General features: G+C 69.8%; 10 protein-coding genes. 7 read left to right on the forward strand and 3 right to left on the reverse strand.

Going from position 1 to position 14445, the window contains the following annotated elements; translation table 11 throughout:
- The first annotated feature begins 97 nt into the window (after positions 1 to 97).
- Positions 98 to 814, forward strand: coding sequence for an SDR family oxidoreductase (locus B0I33_RS00005; RefSeq protein WP_106176402.1), 717 nt, complete (start codon positions 98 to 100; stop codon positions 812 to 814).
- A gap of 26 nt (positions 815 to 840) precedes the next feature.
- Here B0I33_RS00005 and B0I33_RS00010 read toward each other — a convergent pair whose 3' ends face one another.
- A complete protein-coding gene (locus B0I33_RS00010; RefSeq protein ID WP_106176403.1) occupies positions 841 to 1335 on the reverse strand; it encodes a DUF3291 domain-containing protein in 495 nt (164 codons plus the stop codon).
- A gap of 146 nt (positions 1336 to 1481) precedes the next feature.
- Between B0I33_RS00010 and B0I33_RS00015 the strand changes: the two genes are divergently transcribed.
- Positions 1482 to 1922, forward strand: a complete 441-nt coding sequence (locus B0I33_RS00015; protein ID WP_106176404.1) for a VOC family protein — start codon at positions 1482 to 1484, stop codon at positions 1920 to 1922.
- A gap of 54 nt (positions 1923 to 1976) precedes the next feature.
- Positions 1977 to 2474 (forward strand): DinB family protein, encoded by a 498-nt coding sequence (locus tag B0I33_RS00020; RefSeq protein WP_106176405.1) that lies wholly within the window; start codon positions 1977 to 1979, stop codon positions 2472 to 2474.
- Positions 2475 to 2625: 151 nt separating this feature from the next.
- On the opposite strand, the gene shbA is transcribed toward B0I33_RS00020, so the two are convergent.
- The gene (shbA, locus tag B0I33_RS00025) at positions 2626 to 3198 is read right to left on the reverse strand and encodes an RNA polymerase sigma factor ShbA (RefSeq protein WP_106176406.1); all 573 of its coding nucleotides are present in this window, start codon (positions 3196 to 3198) and stop codon (positions 2626 to 2628) included.
- Between the two features lie 136 nt (positions 3199 to 3334).
- Between shbA and B0I33_RS00030 the strand changes: the two genes are divergently transcribed.
- Entirely contained in the window at positions 3335 to 5293 is a 1959-nt protein-coding gene (locus B0I33_RS00030) for an N-6 DNA methylase (RefSeq protein ID WP_106176407.1), read from the forward strand.
- Between the two features lie 212 nt (positions 5294 to 5505).
- Complete coding sequence (locus tag B0I33_RS00035; protein WP_245900368.1) at positions 5506 to 10683, forward strand: AAA domain-containing protein; 5178 nt, start codon at positions 5506 to 5508, stop codon at positions 10681 to 10683.
- Positions 10684 to 11943: 1260 nt separating this feature from the next.
- Here the strand turns inward: B0I33_RS00035 and B0I33_RS00045 are convergent.
- A complete protein-coding gene (locus B0I33_RS00045; RefSeq protein ID WP_106176409.1) occupies positions 11944 to 12459 on the reverse strand; it encodes a hypothetical protein in 516 nt (171 codons plus the stop codon).
- Positions 12460 to 12528: 69 nt separating this feature from the next.
- Between B0I33_RS00045 and B0I33_RS00050 the strand changes: the two genes are divergently transcribed.
- Positions 12529 to 13119, forward strand: a complete 591-nt coding sequence (locus tag B0I33_RS00050) for a hypothetical protein (protein WP_219927094.1) — start codon at positions 12529 to 12531, stop codon at positions 13117 to 13119.
- 160 nt (positions 13120 to 13279) lie between these two features.
- Positions 13280 to 14257 carry a DUF4268 domain-containing protein gene (locus B0I33_RS00055; protein ID WP_181193123.1) on the forward strand — a complete coding sequence of 326 codons (978 nt, stop codon included), beginning with the start codon at positions 13280 to 13282 and terminating at the stop codon, positions 14255 to 14257.
- Positions 14258 to 14445: the final 188 nt, after the last annotated feature.

Here is a 14445-nt window from a genome sequence, read left to right on the forward strand (position 1 = left end):
AACGACACCTCGCCCGCATCGTCTACAACGCCCTCCAGCAGAGCACCACCCACCAATCACCCCGCCTCACGGCAGCGGCTTGACATAGGAGCAACGCATGGCCTTCACGGGAAAGACGGCCCTGGTCACGGGCGGGTCGGGGGGTATAGGCAGGGCGATCGTGCGCAGGCTGGCGAGGGACGGCGCGCGCGTCGTGTTCAGCTACCGGGACAGCGCGGCGGCCGCCGCCGAGCTGGCCGGTGCGACCGGCGGCGTCGCGGTGCGGGCCGACCAGGCCGACGTGGCGAGCATCGACGCGCTGCTCGAGCCGGTGGGGGAGCGGCTCGACATCCTGGTCAACAACGTCGCGGTCAACCCGGCCGTGCCGCTCGCGGCGGTCACGGCCGAGGAGTTCGACCGGGTGTTCACCGTCAACACCAAGTACCCGCTGCTGCTCATGCGGCGCGCCGCCGAGCTCATGCCCGACGGTGGCCGCATCGTCAACATCTCGACGGCCAACACCGTGATCCCCGCGCCGGGACACGGTCTCTACGGCGCGAGCAAGGGCGCGCTGGAGCAGCTGACCGCGGTCGTCGCCCGGGAGCTCGGCGAGCGCGGGATCACCGTCAACGCGGTGTCACCCGGCGCCACCGACACGGACCTGCTCCACGCCACCAACCCGCCGGAGGCGATCGCCCAGATGGCCGGGCTCACCGCGCTGCGGCGCCTCGGCAGGCCGGACGACATCGCGAACGCCGTCGCCCTGCTCGCCGGACCGGACGCGGGCTGGATCACGGGGCAGAACGTGCGTGCCACGGGCGGTTTCGTCGTCTGACCGGGTGAGCCGGGGCCGGCCCGCTGTCAGGCGGGACAGAACCAGTCGCGGTCCGCGGTGATGCTGGGCGCGCCCGGGGGCGGGAACGGGGCGCGGAAGGTGAAGGCCTCCGGGGTGGGGCCATGCTCGCGGAGCAGGCCGAGCCGGTGTTCGGCCTCGGCCACGGTGGGCCGGTGCCCGGCAGGCACCCACCACAGCACGGAGTGCGCCTCGCGCATCCGGTGGAACCATTCGCGGCGGCGGCGCAGGACGGCCTGGTGGTCCTGGTCGCGGAAGGCGAACTCGGCCAGGTCCTCGATGGACTCCCACACCGACATGTTCACGATCAGCCGGTCGTCGCCGAAGGCGCGCACGGCCGTGGCGTCACCGTCCTCGGTCTGCAGCCGCCAGACGAATCCCGGCGCGGCGTCGGCCACGGCGTTCACGGGGTCGAGTGCGGCGACGAAGTCGGCCAGCTCCGCGGAGTCCAGCGGAGCGACGGGCAGGGCGATGTTGACCTGGGCGAGGTGGAAGTCGTTCACCGACGCACTCTAGCGACGATCCACGGGTCGGTGCCAGCGTCGCGAGCGCACGGCTCCACGTACTCGGAGATGTCGAGAACCGCCCGGTGACTCCGTCTCAGGGCGGACACGGCGGTCGCGCCCCTACCACACCAAGGAGATCCAGCATGACGATCCAGCGGATGGACAACGTCCTCATCGTTGTCGACGACCTCGACGCTGTCGTCTCGTTCTTCGTCGGACTCGGCATGGAGCTGGAGAGCAGGGGGCCGGTCGAGGGACGGTGGGTGGAGCGTGTGATCGGGGTCGACGACGTCCGGCAGGAGATCGCGATGCTGCGGACCCCGGACGGCCACGGCCGGGTCGAGCTGGCGATGTTCCGCACGCCGAAGGCGATCAGCCCGGAGCCGAGGGAAGCACCGGCGAACACGCTGGGCATTCGTCGGATCATGTTCGCTGTCCACGACATCGAGGACGTCGTGGCCCGCCTGCGTGCTCGTGGCGCCGAACTCGTCGGCGAGCTGGCGGAGTACGAGGACATCTTCCGGCTCTGCTACGTCCGCGGCCCGGAGGGCATCGTCGTCGGCCTCGCCGAACAGCTCCGCTGAAACCACCGGCTTCGGCTGCTTGCCCACGGCGGACGGCCTTGCGAGGCTTCGCGGATGACCTCCCACTCGCCCGCGTCCACCGCCGATGTTCTCCACCAGCCCATCCGGGCCCAGTTCGAGGCGTTCCTCGACGCGCACCGCAGCGCGCTGCACAGCTGCCTGGACGGGCTCAGCGAGGAGCAGGTGCGCCGGTCGCTCGTGCCTTCCCGGACCACGCTGCTGGGCCTGGTGAAACACGCGGCCTTCGTCGAGAAGGTCTGGTTCGACGAAGCCCTGACGTGCCGGTCCCGCGCGGAGATCGGCATCCCCGCGACGCCGGACGAGTCGTTCGTCCTCGACGAGGACGACACCATCGCCACGGTGCGGCGCGCGCACCGCGAAGCATGCGAGGCTTCGCGCCGCGCGACAGCATCGCTGGGGCTGGACGATCTCGTCCACGGCAACCGGCGCGGCCCGCTCCCGCTGCGCTGGGTGTACCTGCACGTGCTGCGCGAGCTGGCGCAGCACTGCGGGCACGCGGACATCCTGCGTGAGCAGCTCCTCAGCGAGTGACACGGCGGTCGCCACCCGAGTCCCGGCGAGCGCGGAAACCGCGATCAGGGCCCGACCAGCGACCTGATGGGCAGCGACAGTCGTGAGTGGACACCGTGATCGGGTTCCGACCTGCCGCACGTGCCACCCGGGCAGCGGTGAGAGGAGCCTGTCACCAGTCCGCGGCTGCGCCGGAACCGAGGTGGCGGCGCAGCTTGCCGAGGGCGCGATGCTGCGCGACACGCACGGCGGTGGGTGTCGATCCGACCGCCGCGGCCGTTTCCTCGGATGTCCAGCCGACCGCGACGCGCAGCACGACGATCTCGCGCTGGACCGGCGGTAACAGGTCGAGCAGCTCCCGCACGCGAGAGCCGAGATCGCCGCGCAGCGCCTGCTGCTCGGGTCCGGGGTCCGGGTCGGCCTCGTCGGCGGGCTCGGCGGCCGGATGGACGCGGTTCCGGTGGGGGTCACGGTAGTAGTCGGCGACCTTGTGTGCCGCGATCCCGTACACGAACGGCAGGAAGCCGGCCTCGGCGCCGGTGAACCGGGGCAGGGCATGCAGGACGGCGAGGAGCACCTCTTGGGCGACATCGTCGGCTGAGGCATGGCCGTGCCCGTTCCGGCTGATCCGACCGCGGCAGTAGCGGACGATCACCGGCGACAGCGTTCGGAACAGCTCGTTCCTCGCCTCCTCGTCACCGGCCCGCGCGGCCGCGACCAGCTCGGCGAGTTCCTTCTCCTTCATCGGACGCTTCCTTGTCGAGACGTGGCTTGCCGGTGGCGGACCTCCATGTGAACGTGCTGAGTTAAGCATTCAGTGTGAACATAGTCAACAGGTATTCGAGTATGTGGTAGGTTCACAGCGTCGGGAAGGAGTGGTCGTGAGCGATGACGAGCATCTGGTGAGCGCCGCTGAGGTCGCCCGGTTGGCCGGTGTCGGCAGGGCGGCTGTCAGCAACTGGCGGCGCCGCCACGCGGACTTTCCGGAGCAGGTGGGCGGCACGTCGACCAGTCCGAAGTTCCGGCTCGCGGAGGTGGAGCAGTGGCTTCGCGCGCAGGGGAAGCTGCGTGCTCCCGCCCGGCGGGATGCGTTGTGGCGGTCGTTGTCGCTGGGGCGCGGCGACGAGGAGATCACCGGGCTCCTTCGGGAACTGCTGGACCACCTGCACGATCCCGGCGCGGCCGGCTCGGTTCCGGAAGCAGTGCGCGAGCATCTCGAACAGACCGCTGATGGCTCGCGCGCCGATCTGGTCGAGCAGCTCTGTGCCCGGCATGCGGAGCGGCTCGGGCGCCGGCACCTGGCCACGGCCCCCGAGCTCGCAGCGCTCATGGCGGAGCTCGCGGACGCGCACGGAGTGGTGCTCGACCCAGCGTGCGGGCCGGGCAACCTGCTCTGGGCGGCGGCTGCCCGCGGAGCGGACCGGCTACGTGGTCAGGAGCTGGATCCCGGCCTTGCCGAGCTCGCGCGAGCACGCTTGCGGCACCATGCGCCCGCCACCATCGTGCCCGGGGACGCCCTGCGCGCCGACGGCCACGCGGGTACGCGGGCGGACGTGGTGCTCTGCGAGCCTCCCTTCGGCTACCGGGACTGGGGCTACGAAGAGCTGGGCGTCGACCGGCGCTGGGAGTACGGACTGCCGGTGAAGAACGAGCCGGAGCTGGCGTGGATCCAGCACTGCCTGGCGCATGTCCGCCCGGGTGGCACGGTGCTCGGTCTGCTGCCCGCGGCGGTGGCGTCGCGTCGATCTGGCCGTCTCATCCGCAAGGAGCTGGTGCGGCGAGGCGTGGTTCGTGCGGTGTTCGCGCTTCCCGCGGGAGTGTTGTCCTCCAGCGGGATACCGGTACACCTCTGGCTGCTGCGCGCGCCCACGGAGGAGGACGCGGCGGGCTCCGTGCTGCTGGTCGACGCGAGCGGTCATGGTGGCCGGGAGCGCGGCGATGCCGACTGGCCGGCGTTGCGCTCGGCGGTGCTGGAACCGTGGCGCACGTTCGCCGCGGACGGCGCGGTGGAGCCCGTGCCGGGCCGCCAGGGTGTCGTCCCGGCGATCGATCTGCTCGATGAAGACGTGGACCTCACCCCGGCCCGCCATCTGCCGTTGCCGCGTGCCACGGTGGACGTCGCGAAGCTGGACGAGCGGCGCGTACGTCTCGGTGAGCTGCTGGGATCGGCACCGGAACTCCTTCCCGCCGTGTCGGGCCGGCGTCCGGAGGCGCACCCCACCATGACCATCGGGGAACTCGCCAAAGCCGGGGCGCTCACCGTGCGCCACCAGCCCGGAAAGCTCGAGCTCGACGACGCGGCCGGGGCCGCGGGCGAGCTCGTGCTGACCGGCCGGGATGTCGCCGCTGGGGCTCCTCCCACGATGCGGCTGGTCTCGGCGCCGGAGAGCGAGCTGGTGTACCTGCGACCGGGTGACCTCGTCGTCCCGACCCTCGTGGCCGGTGACCGCACCGGTGCGATCCGGATCATCGATCGGGCAGACCTGGTCCTGGGACCGAACCTCACGCTGCTGCGGGTGGACCCGGCGCGGCTGGACGCCGACTTCCTCGCCGGGCAGCTCACCACCCGCCGGGTGATCGAGACGACGAGCGCCACCGTGTCGGGGGCACGGAGACTGGACGTCCGCCGGGTCGAGGTGCCGTTGCTGCCGATCGACGAGCAGCGGCGGCTGGGCAGGGCGTTCCGCGCCCTGCGCGCCTTCAGCGCGACGATCCGCGAGGCGGCCGAGCTCAGCGACCTCCTCACCGCTGAGCTGCGCGACGGGCTCGCCGACGGCGTGCTCAGCGTCGAGGACCGGTGGATTCACGTCGTCACTCAGCTGGCCGAGAGACGGGAGTGACCGAACTGTTCCAGTCGGGTCCGTGCGGTCGCCAGCTCGCGCTCGTCGAGGCGTTGCATCCGCCGCCCAGATCCGTTGCGCCAGCGCGTTCCCCTTGGTCAGCCCGGCGCGACGCATCCTCACAACTTGGTAACCCTCGGTAATACACCAACAGTCTGTATCGACGTAGCTACCGCACCTGTTTCAACTCACAGCTTGGGCGCGTAGGTCGTATGAACAATCCGGTGGTGGAGCGGGCCCGCGGCCTGTTCGAGTTCTTGTTGGGCGCTCAGCAGCTGAAGGCCAGGGCTCTGCGCACGGCCGATGTCGACGGTTACCAGCGCGACGGCCTGGTGCGCTGGCTCGCGGAGATCCCGGAGCACCCGGCGGTGACGCTGACCCTGGGGACCGATGCTCCGGCGCCGGACGACCCGTTGCTGGTGGTCGACCGCGTCGAGCGGGCGGATCCGCCGGAGCCGGGCGCGGAGCTCGAGCGCTGGCTGACCGACCCGGGCGACGACCCTCGGCGCGCCCCTGAGCTGCGGGCCACGATCACCGCCGTCGAGGACGGACCGGTGGGGGAGGGCCCGGTGACGCGCGAGCTCTCCCTCGCGGACCACGCGCACGTCCGGGCGGCGTACGAGACCTGGATTCGTGGCTGGCGGCAATGGGCCGAGCGGGAGCTGCGCGATCGCCCCGCCCGTGAGCTCTACAACCAGTTGTTCACCGCCTTCCTGAAGATCAAGGACAGTCCCGAGGAGCTGGAGTTCGTCGCCGGGACGGCGCTGCTGTCCTGGCTCCCGGCACATCACGTCGCGGTGCGCAGGCACCTGTTCACGAGCCCGCTGACCATCGACTTCGACGACGGCACCGCACGCCTGTCGGTGTACCCGGCGGAGTCGCCCGAGCCGTTCCGGACCGAGCTCGACATGCTCGACCCGGGCCTGCTCAAGGCCAGCGACAACATCAACGAGATCCGGACCGAGGTGCGCGAGCTGCAGGTGCACCCGCTCGAGCGGGACGTACTGGGCGGCCTGGCCCGGCGCCTGGTACACGCCCTGGACGCCGACGGGGTGTACCGCGACGAGGACGAGGCGCCCGATCCCGGTACGGGCGCGCGGGCGGCCTTCGCGCCCGCGCTGATCCTGCGCAAGCGGGCACAGCGCGGGCTGGTCGAGATCTTCCAGACCATCGTCCAGCAGCTGCTGCACGCGGACACCGTGCCCGACGGCGTGATTCCGCTCGTCGACGCCGACTACGTGCCCCGGGTGGACGCCCCTTCCGGCGACGGCGCGCTGGTCACCGTCGACGACGAGCCGTTCCTGCCGATGCCGGTCAACGACAGGCAGCGGCGGATCATCGAGCGCGTTGACACCCACGCCCAGGTACTCGTGCAGGGACCGCCGGGGACCGGCAAGACCCATACGGCGGCCGCGCTGATCTCACATCTGCTCGCGCAGGGCAAGCGGGTGCTGGTCACCGCGCAGACCGACCGTGCCTTGCGAGAGGTCCGGGACAAGCTGCCGGAGCAGATCAAGCCGCTGTCGGTCGGCGTGGTGGGCACCTCACGGCAGGACATGGCCGACCTGAAGGTGGCCGTGCAGACGATCGCGACCGCGGCCCACGAGTACGACGCGCGCGAGAACGCCGGCATCATCCAGGATTGCCTCGGCGAGATCGACCGGCTGCGCCGCGAGCGTGCGGAGGTCTACCGCGAGCTGGTCGCCGTGCGTGAGCGAGAGGTGACCAAGTACCAGCACGCCGGGTACCGGGGCACGCTGGCCGCGATCGCCACACGGCTTCAGGCGGAAGCGGGCGAGTACGGCTGGCTGCCGGAGCTCGTGGCCGTCGATGCCGACGAGGCCCCACCGCTGGAAACGAGGGAGATCGTCGAGTGGCGGCGGCATCTGCTCGACGGCGCACTGGCCGCGGACGAACCCGAGGCGCGGCAGCGGTTGCTGGAACTGGATGCGCTGCCGGGCCCGGAGACGTTCGCGGATCTGGTGGGAGCAGAGGCGCGCGCCGCCGCCGACGGGACGCGGTTCCAGCGGCTGAAGGACCATTCGGCATTCGACACGGTGCTCCGGCTCGACGAGGCGCAGCGCCACGACCTGCAACGCAGGCTGCACGGGCTTGCCGACGAGGCTGACACCCTTGCGGGCAGGCGTGAGCAGTGGATGAACGACGCGCTGGCGGACGTGCGGTCCGGCCGCGCGGCGGGCTGGCAGGCCCGCGGTGAGCAGGTAGGCACGTTGATCGAGCAAGGTGCCGAGCAGGTGGACCGGCTCGGCCCGCTCACCGAGGTGGAGCTGCCGGAAGGCGACGGCCCCCGGCTGGCGACGCTGGCCCGCGAGGTGCGCGCGTATCTCGACGGGGGCGGCAAGATCAAGACAATGGCGGACGGTTCGCCCAAGCTCGGCCGCCTCGCCCCGAAGGTGCTCAGGCAGGCGCAGCCGCTGTTCGATGACGTGCGGGTCAACGGCCTGCCGCCGGTCCGCGGGGAGCAGCTCGACGCCGTGGTCACGTGGGTGGAGGCCACGAGGGTGCTCGCGGCGCTGGACCGGGCCTGGCCGGAGAACGTGCGCATCCCGGCCGAGGACACGTTGCAGGAGCGGCTGCAGTGGCACCGGACCGAGCTCGAGCAGCTGCTCCGTGTGCTGAAGCTCGCCGCCGACCTGGCTGCCGAGGAGCAGCGGCTGGCGCAACTGGAGCTGCCCGCGCCGGACTGGAACGATCTGCACGCCGTGCGCACATACGCCACGCTCGTCGACGCCGCCGCGGCCGAGGAGGCGTGGACGGCGGCCACCGAACCGCTGGCGGAGCTGGCGAAGCTGCTCGCGGAGCATGCGCGCTGGGCCGACGCGGCGCCGTGTGGGGAACGTTTGCGTGCCGCTGTCGAGGCGCGCGACCGCGACGCCTACGCCGCCGCCCACGCCCGGCTGGCCCGGTTGCGGCGGGTACGCGAGCTGGCCGCTCGGCGCGACGGGTTCGGCCAGCGACTCGCCGCCGCGGCGCCGGGCCTGTTCCAGGCCATCGCGGCAAGCCCGGGCGACGAGCGCTGGACCGCGCGTCTCGGGCGGTTCGGCCAGGCGTGGGCCTGGGCGTCCGCCCGCACGTGGGTCCGCGTCCAGGAAGCGAAGGACCTCAATGCCCTGCAGAAGCAGATCGGCCGGATCGACGAGCGAATCCGGGAGAAGGTGGAGATCCTGGCCGCGCGTCGCTCGTGGGACCACGCCGCCTCACCTGCTCGGCTCAGCGGCACCGCCCGTGCCGACCTGACGCAGTACGCGCAGCTGGTGCAGCGGGCCGGCAAGCTCACCGGCAAGTACGCGGGGCAGCAGAAGTCGGCGATCCGCAGGGCCATGGACCGGTGCCGTCCCTCGGTGCCGGTGTGGATCATGCCGATCTACCGGATCGCGGAGCAGCTGCGCATCCAGCCGGACATGTTCGATGTCGTGATCGTCGACGAGGCCTCGCAGGCGGGGCTGGAAGCGGCGTTCCTGCAGTACATCGCGCCGAAGATCGTCGTGATCGGCGACGACAAGCAGGTCTCGCCCAGCGCCGTCGGTGTCGACCAGCAGCAGTTGCGTGATCTCGCCGGTCAGTACATTCCGGGCGATCGGTACCGGGATTCGTGGGAGAACCCGCAGCGGAGCCTGTTCGACGAGGCGAAGATGCGCTATGGCGGGCTGATCACGCTCACCGAGCATCGCCGGTGTGTCCCGGAGATCATCGGCTTCTCCAACCGGATCGCCTACGAGCCGGACAACATCCGGCTGGTTCCCGTGCGGCAGTACGGCGCCGACCGGCTGGAGCCGATCAAGGCCGTCTACCTGCCGGACGGGTACCAGCGTGGCGCGACGAACACGTACAACCCGGTTGAGGCGGACGCCATCGTCGAGGCGATCGAGAAGTGCCTGGCCGATCCCGCCTACGCAGGGCGCACCTTCGGGGTGATCTCGCTGCTCGGAGCGACGCAGGCCAGGCACATCGAGAAGAAGCTGCTGGATCGCATCGGCAAGCAGGAGTGGACCGCCCGCGACCTGCGCTGCGGCGACGCCCCGGACTTCCAGGGTTCGGAGCGGGACGTCATGTTCCTGTCGATGGTCGCCGCACCGGAGCAGGACCGCCGCATGGCGGCGCTGACGCGGGACCTGTACGTGCAGCGGTACAACGTGGCCGTGTCGCGGGCGAAGGACCAGGTGTGGGTGTTCCACTCGATCGACCGGCAGGACCTGCGCAACCCGGAGGACATGCGCTTCCAGCTGCTCGACTACTGCTACGGCGTCATCGAGCGGGGCCGGTCGACCGACGAGCGGGTCACCGGCGAGCTGGTGCCGGAGGACGAGCGGGTGCCGCCGTTCGACTCGCTGTTCGAGCAGCGGGTGTACAACCGGATCATCGACCGTGGCTACACGGTGTTCCCGCAGTACGACGCGGCGGGGGGTTACCGGATCGACCTGGTGGTGATCGGCGGGGACACGCGCCTGGCGGTGGAGTGCGATGGTGACCACTGGCACGGTCCGGAGGCGTTCGAGCGGGATCTCGCGCGCCAGCGGGATCTGGAACGGTGCGGCTGGCGGTTCTTCCGCATCCGTGAGTCGACCTTCTACGTCGATCCGGCGGCGGCGCTCGCCGAGTTGTGGCAGGCGCTGCAGGACCTCGACATCCATCCGGCGGGGAAGTGGGAAGACCCGCTCCCGGCCGCTGCCGCGCCCGTTCAGGCGGTGCCGGATGTCAGGGAGCCGGAGGCCGCCGAGCCGGAACCGCCTGCGATGGAGGCAGAGCCCGAGCGGGAACCGGAGTCGGATGTCCTGTCCGGCTCGCTCGCCGGGCTGCTGGAGCTGGCCGAACCGGTCGCCGAGACCCCGGAACCGGAAGCGGCTCCGGACGGCGGTCTGCGCCCATACGAGGAGTTCACCGGCTCGGTGCCGCCGGTCGCCGAGGCGACTCGGGACCAGCTCGTCGCCGGTTTACGCGAGATCGTCGCGGTGGAGGGGCCTGTGCTGGGCGATCGGCTGCACAGTGTTTACGTGCGGGCCTCGGGCGGCCAGCGTGTGGGTAAGCAGATCGCCCGCACCCTGAACTCCGCGATCAGCGCCGCGGTGCGGAAGCGTGTGCTCGTCGCCGACAACCCGCTCGGCGAGTCCGGCGTCAAGCCGCTGACCTACCGGCTGCCGGAACAACCGGCCGTGCGGGTCCGGGAGCGCGGGCCGCGGGCGTTGGATCAGGTCCCGCCGTCGGAGCTGGCCGCGGTGATGGCGATGGCTGCCGAGGAGTGCGGCTGGCCCGACACCGAGGGTGTCCTGCGGGGCACCGCGCAGCGTCTCGGCGTTGGCAGGCTGACCAAACAGGCCCGCGAACTGCTGGACCCGATCCTTGGGCTGGCGCGTATGCGGGGCCAGGCATGACGAATCCAGGGCGCTAGTGTCCCAATCGGGAGGGTTTGCTGAATGATCCAGACTATCGGGACGTGGATTACCGCGGGTGGTGTGATCGTAGCCGTACTTGGTCTACGTGCGTCGCGACTGCAACGGCGCAGGCAGTTTGAGACGCTCTATGTCCAGCGCTATTGGGAAATCATGGACCGCCTGACCTTGCAAGGCCTACGAGGGGACACCTGCGACTCGATTGCACTTCAGGACGAGATGGCGGTATGGGCCTACTTCCGGCTTTGCGAGGACCAACTTGAGCTTCGGGCAGGGGGATGGATCAGCACGGCTACGTGGTCTGTGTGGTCCAGCGGCATGCGGCAGCAGCTTCAACGGTGGCCGTTCCTCGACATCTGGAAGCGGGATGTAGAACCGAACTCAGGGGGCTTCGAGCTACTTCACTCGCATGTCCGGGAGGAGGGCTACGATCCGTGCAGTATGAAGAGATGGCGTCGGCTATTGGCAGGCATTGACGGTTCCGGTCCCATCTGATTCCTTTACCGCAACGTGTCAGCGAAACTTCTGTGGCCACTTCTATTTCGGACGATGGAATCTCGAGTAAACTCTTCGGGTTGTCGACGCCATCGGTGACGCAGTAGTCAGGGGTATCTTCCGCCGTCCGATGCGACGGTCATACAGCGGTTCGGGTGGCCCTATGATCGATGTCAACCGCCTCGACGGGATCGACGTGAAGCGTTTCCACATTGCACAGGGGGAGAATGGGTGAGTTCCCGGGCGAGTTGCCGGGAAGAACTGGACTACATCACCGATTACGGTAAGGAACACTGGGTCGGCATGTCAGTTCTCACGCCGGTCGCCATCGCGGAAGCAGGCAAGGACGCGGATTTTGAGACGCAGCTGGACAAGCTGCTGAACCTGGCGGGGGACCTCATTGATCGTGGCGTCTTGCCAGGAGGATCTCGTCGAGGAGGAGCCGGGTTTCGTCGCTTGGCGCGGCGACAAACGGCAACTCCTCGCTCGGCTCAGCGACGAAGTACGTGCGCGTGGTTACCTGCCGGACAGTGGCGAAGTGTGCTGGTTCCACGCATCGGAACGCTGACCGCCGCTCATGGGGGCGTGGCGACGGAGGCAGGGCAGGCGAAATGCGCTCCGGGAGTCTCGGCCGCGGCGCCGGGGCGGGCATGCGTAGCAACCGGTGACCAAGTTCCACGGCGTCCCACCTGCCCCTGTCCGCTTGTGCTCTGCGGTTGTCACACTGCGCGGAGGTTCAGGCAGTGCTCATGCCCGGAACGGGCCGGAGCGCCACCAGCGGGCGTACTGGTCGAGCACTCGCCCCAGTGGTTCCGGCTCCGCCGCGTCGAGCCGCCTGTGGAGTAGCCCGGCATCCCGGTCGGTGAGCCGGACCAATGGGCGGCGCAGCCGGATGCTCCAGCTCCGGCCGAGGTCGGCGAAGGTGTCCAGCTCGTCGACCAGGGGACCGAGTTCCACCCCGCCTGGCCACGGTGTTGCCGTGGAGAACTCGACATGGCAGCCAACCGGATAGCTCCGGCCGGCGATCTCGACGGGCTGCTCCAGGGTCGCCACCGCGGTGCGGGCGGTGCCTGCCGCGATCACGCGTCCACGGTCGCGGGTGGGGTTCTTGAAGCAACCGCGGGTGGTGTAGAGCAGCAGCGTGTCGCCGGAGGTGAGCGCGCGTACCTCGGTCCGGCCGAATCCGGGGAAGGCCATGCGCTGCTCGGTCAGGACCCAGCCGAGCGCCTCACGGTCGCCGATGACGAGCAGGTAGTGAGCCACCCAGGCACGATAGAACGCCGGGCCCCGCGCCGCCTGTAGCGGATCACGGCCCCCGACCGAAGTACTCGTGTGACAGTTTCGTGGGAACGCATCCCGGACTCGGCATGGCCGCTGCTGGCGGCCGCTCGCGCCAGCTATGGCACGCAGGCAGAGCAGACCTACGACGAGGTGCTGCGCGAGGTGGCGGCCCGGATCGCGGCCACCGGCTCGATCGGCAAGACGGACATCGGGGCACTTGTGCTGTGGAAACGGATCCGCGCGGACACGCTGTGGGCCCGCAGGCTGGGCGACACGCCGGACGAGCAGGTGCGTGCGGCCACAGCGGCCGCGGTCGCCGCCGTGACCGCTGACCGGCTGCCGGTCGCGGACGCCGGGCGGCAGGGCTGCGCCGAGCTGCGGAGCCTTCCCGGGTTCGGGCACGGACCCGCACTGGCGTCCGCCCTGCTCACGGCAGCCGCGCCGGATCGCATGGCGGTCTACGACCGGCGGGCGGTGGCTGGACTGTCCCGGGTGGGACTCGACCTGGACAGTGGGCCCGACCTCTACGGCCGCTACCTCGAACGCGTCGAGGCCCTGCGTGCCCTCGCGGCCGAGCACGGAGCCGACTGGAGGGCCCGCGACGTTGATGTCGCCCTGTTTCACCTCGGCGGTTACCAGTGACCGATGTACCGGGGCAGGCTCGTCGTGGACCACGTGGTCGATCCCAGGCGTCAGGTCGCGGGAAGCAGACGATCTCCCGAGTTCAGGGACAGGTTGGCAGCTCGGCTGGGCCGATCGCTGTACGTACAGCCACCGAAACGTGTCTCGTAGACTTCCGCGCATGACGGGGAACGGCGAACGTACGAGTCCGGTACTCGGGCGATTGGAACCCGTGACCCTCCGGCAGCTCTGGCCGCATGAAGCGCTCGATTTCACCCCATGGTTGCTCGACAACGCGGATGCCCTGGGCGAGGCGTTGGGCATGGAGCTGGACATCACCATGGCGGAACACCCGGTCGGTGGCTTCTCGCTGGATCTCGTCGGACGTGACCTCAGCACCAACGAAAGCGTCATTGTCGAAAACCAGCTTGAGACGACCGATCACGCGCATCTCGGACAGCTGCTCACATACGCAGGCGGGACGGACGCGGTCAACGTCGTCTGGATCGCCCGTGAGTTTCGCGAGGAGCATCGTGCCGCTCTGGATTGGCTGAATGCGCGGACTGATCCCGACACGCGCTTCTTCGGCGTGGAGATTTCCGCGGTGCGCATCGGCGAGTCCGTGCCGGCGCCGCTGTTCCGGGTCATCGTGCAGCCCAACGACTGGGGCAAGTCGGTGCGCAGCCATGCTCACGGCGGAGAGGGCAGCGGAAGCGACAAGAACCTGCTCTATGCCGAATTCTGGGGCCGCTACATCGCCGCCGTGCGGGACGCGGGGCTGAACTGGTCGCGGGCGCGGAAGGGACCGGCGCAGAACTGGTTCAACACGACCAGCGGTGTGGCCGGAGCGGAGTTCAGCGTCAGCTTCGGTCGGGGTGACGCGGTGCGCTCCGAGCTCTACCTCGGTCACCCCGATTCCGAGGTCAACACGTCCCGGTTCGAGCGGCTCCAGCAGGCCCGGACCGAGCTGGAAGCCGCATACGGAGGCACCTTGACCTTCCAGCCCCTTGAGGGCCGTAAGGCATGCCGGATCTGCGAGATCGGAACCGGGGTGGTCACTGACCGGGACAACTGGGAAACGCTGATCGAGTGGTTCATCGATCGTCAGCGGCGGTTGCGGGCTGCTCTGGCCGATGTCGGCGGTATCCCAGCGAGCTGACGCATCGGGTGCAGCCTCACAGCTTCTCTACCCCGGTCGGCGGGCGTCGGCGTTCCAAGACGACAACAGACGCTTCACTTGGATTGCTTGTTGACATAGTTAACAGACACGTGCAACGATCGGGTTGCCGCGCATGTACGTGGTGTCACAGACAGTGCATGCTGCCCGATATAGACGTGCAGACCTTG

The sequence above is a fragment of the Prauserella shujinwangii genome, assembly GCF_003001955.1.
Taxonomy (GTDB): domain Bacteria; phylum Actinomycetota; class Actinomycetes; order Mycobacteriales; family Pseudonocardiaceae; genus Qaidamihabitans; species Qaidamihabitans shujinwangii.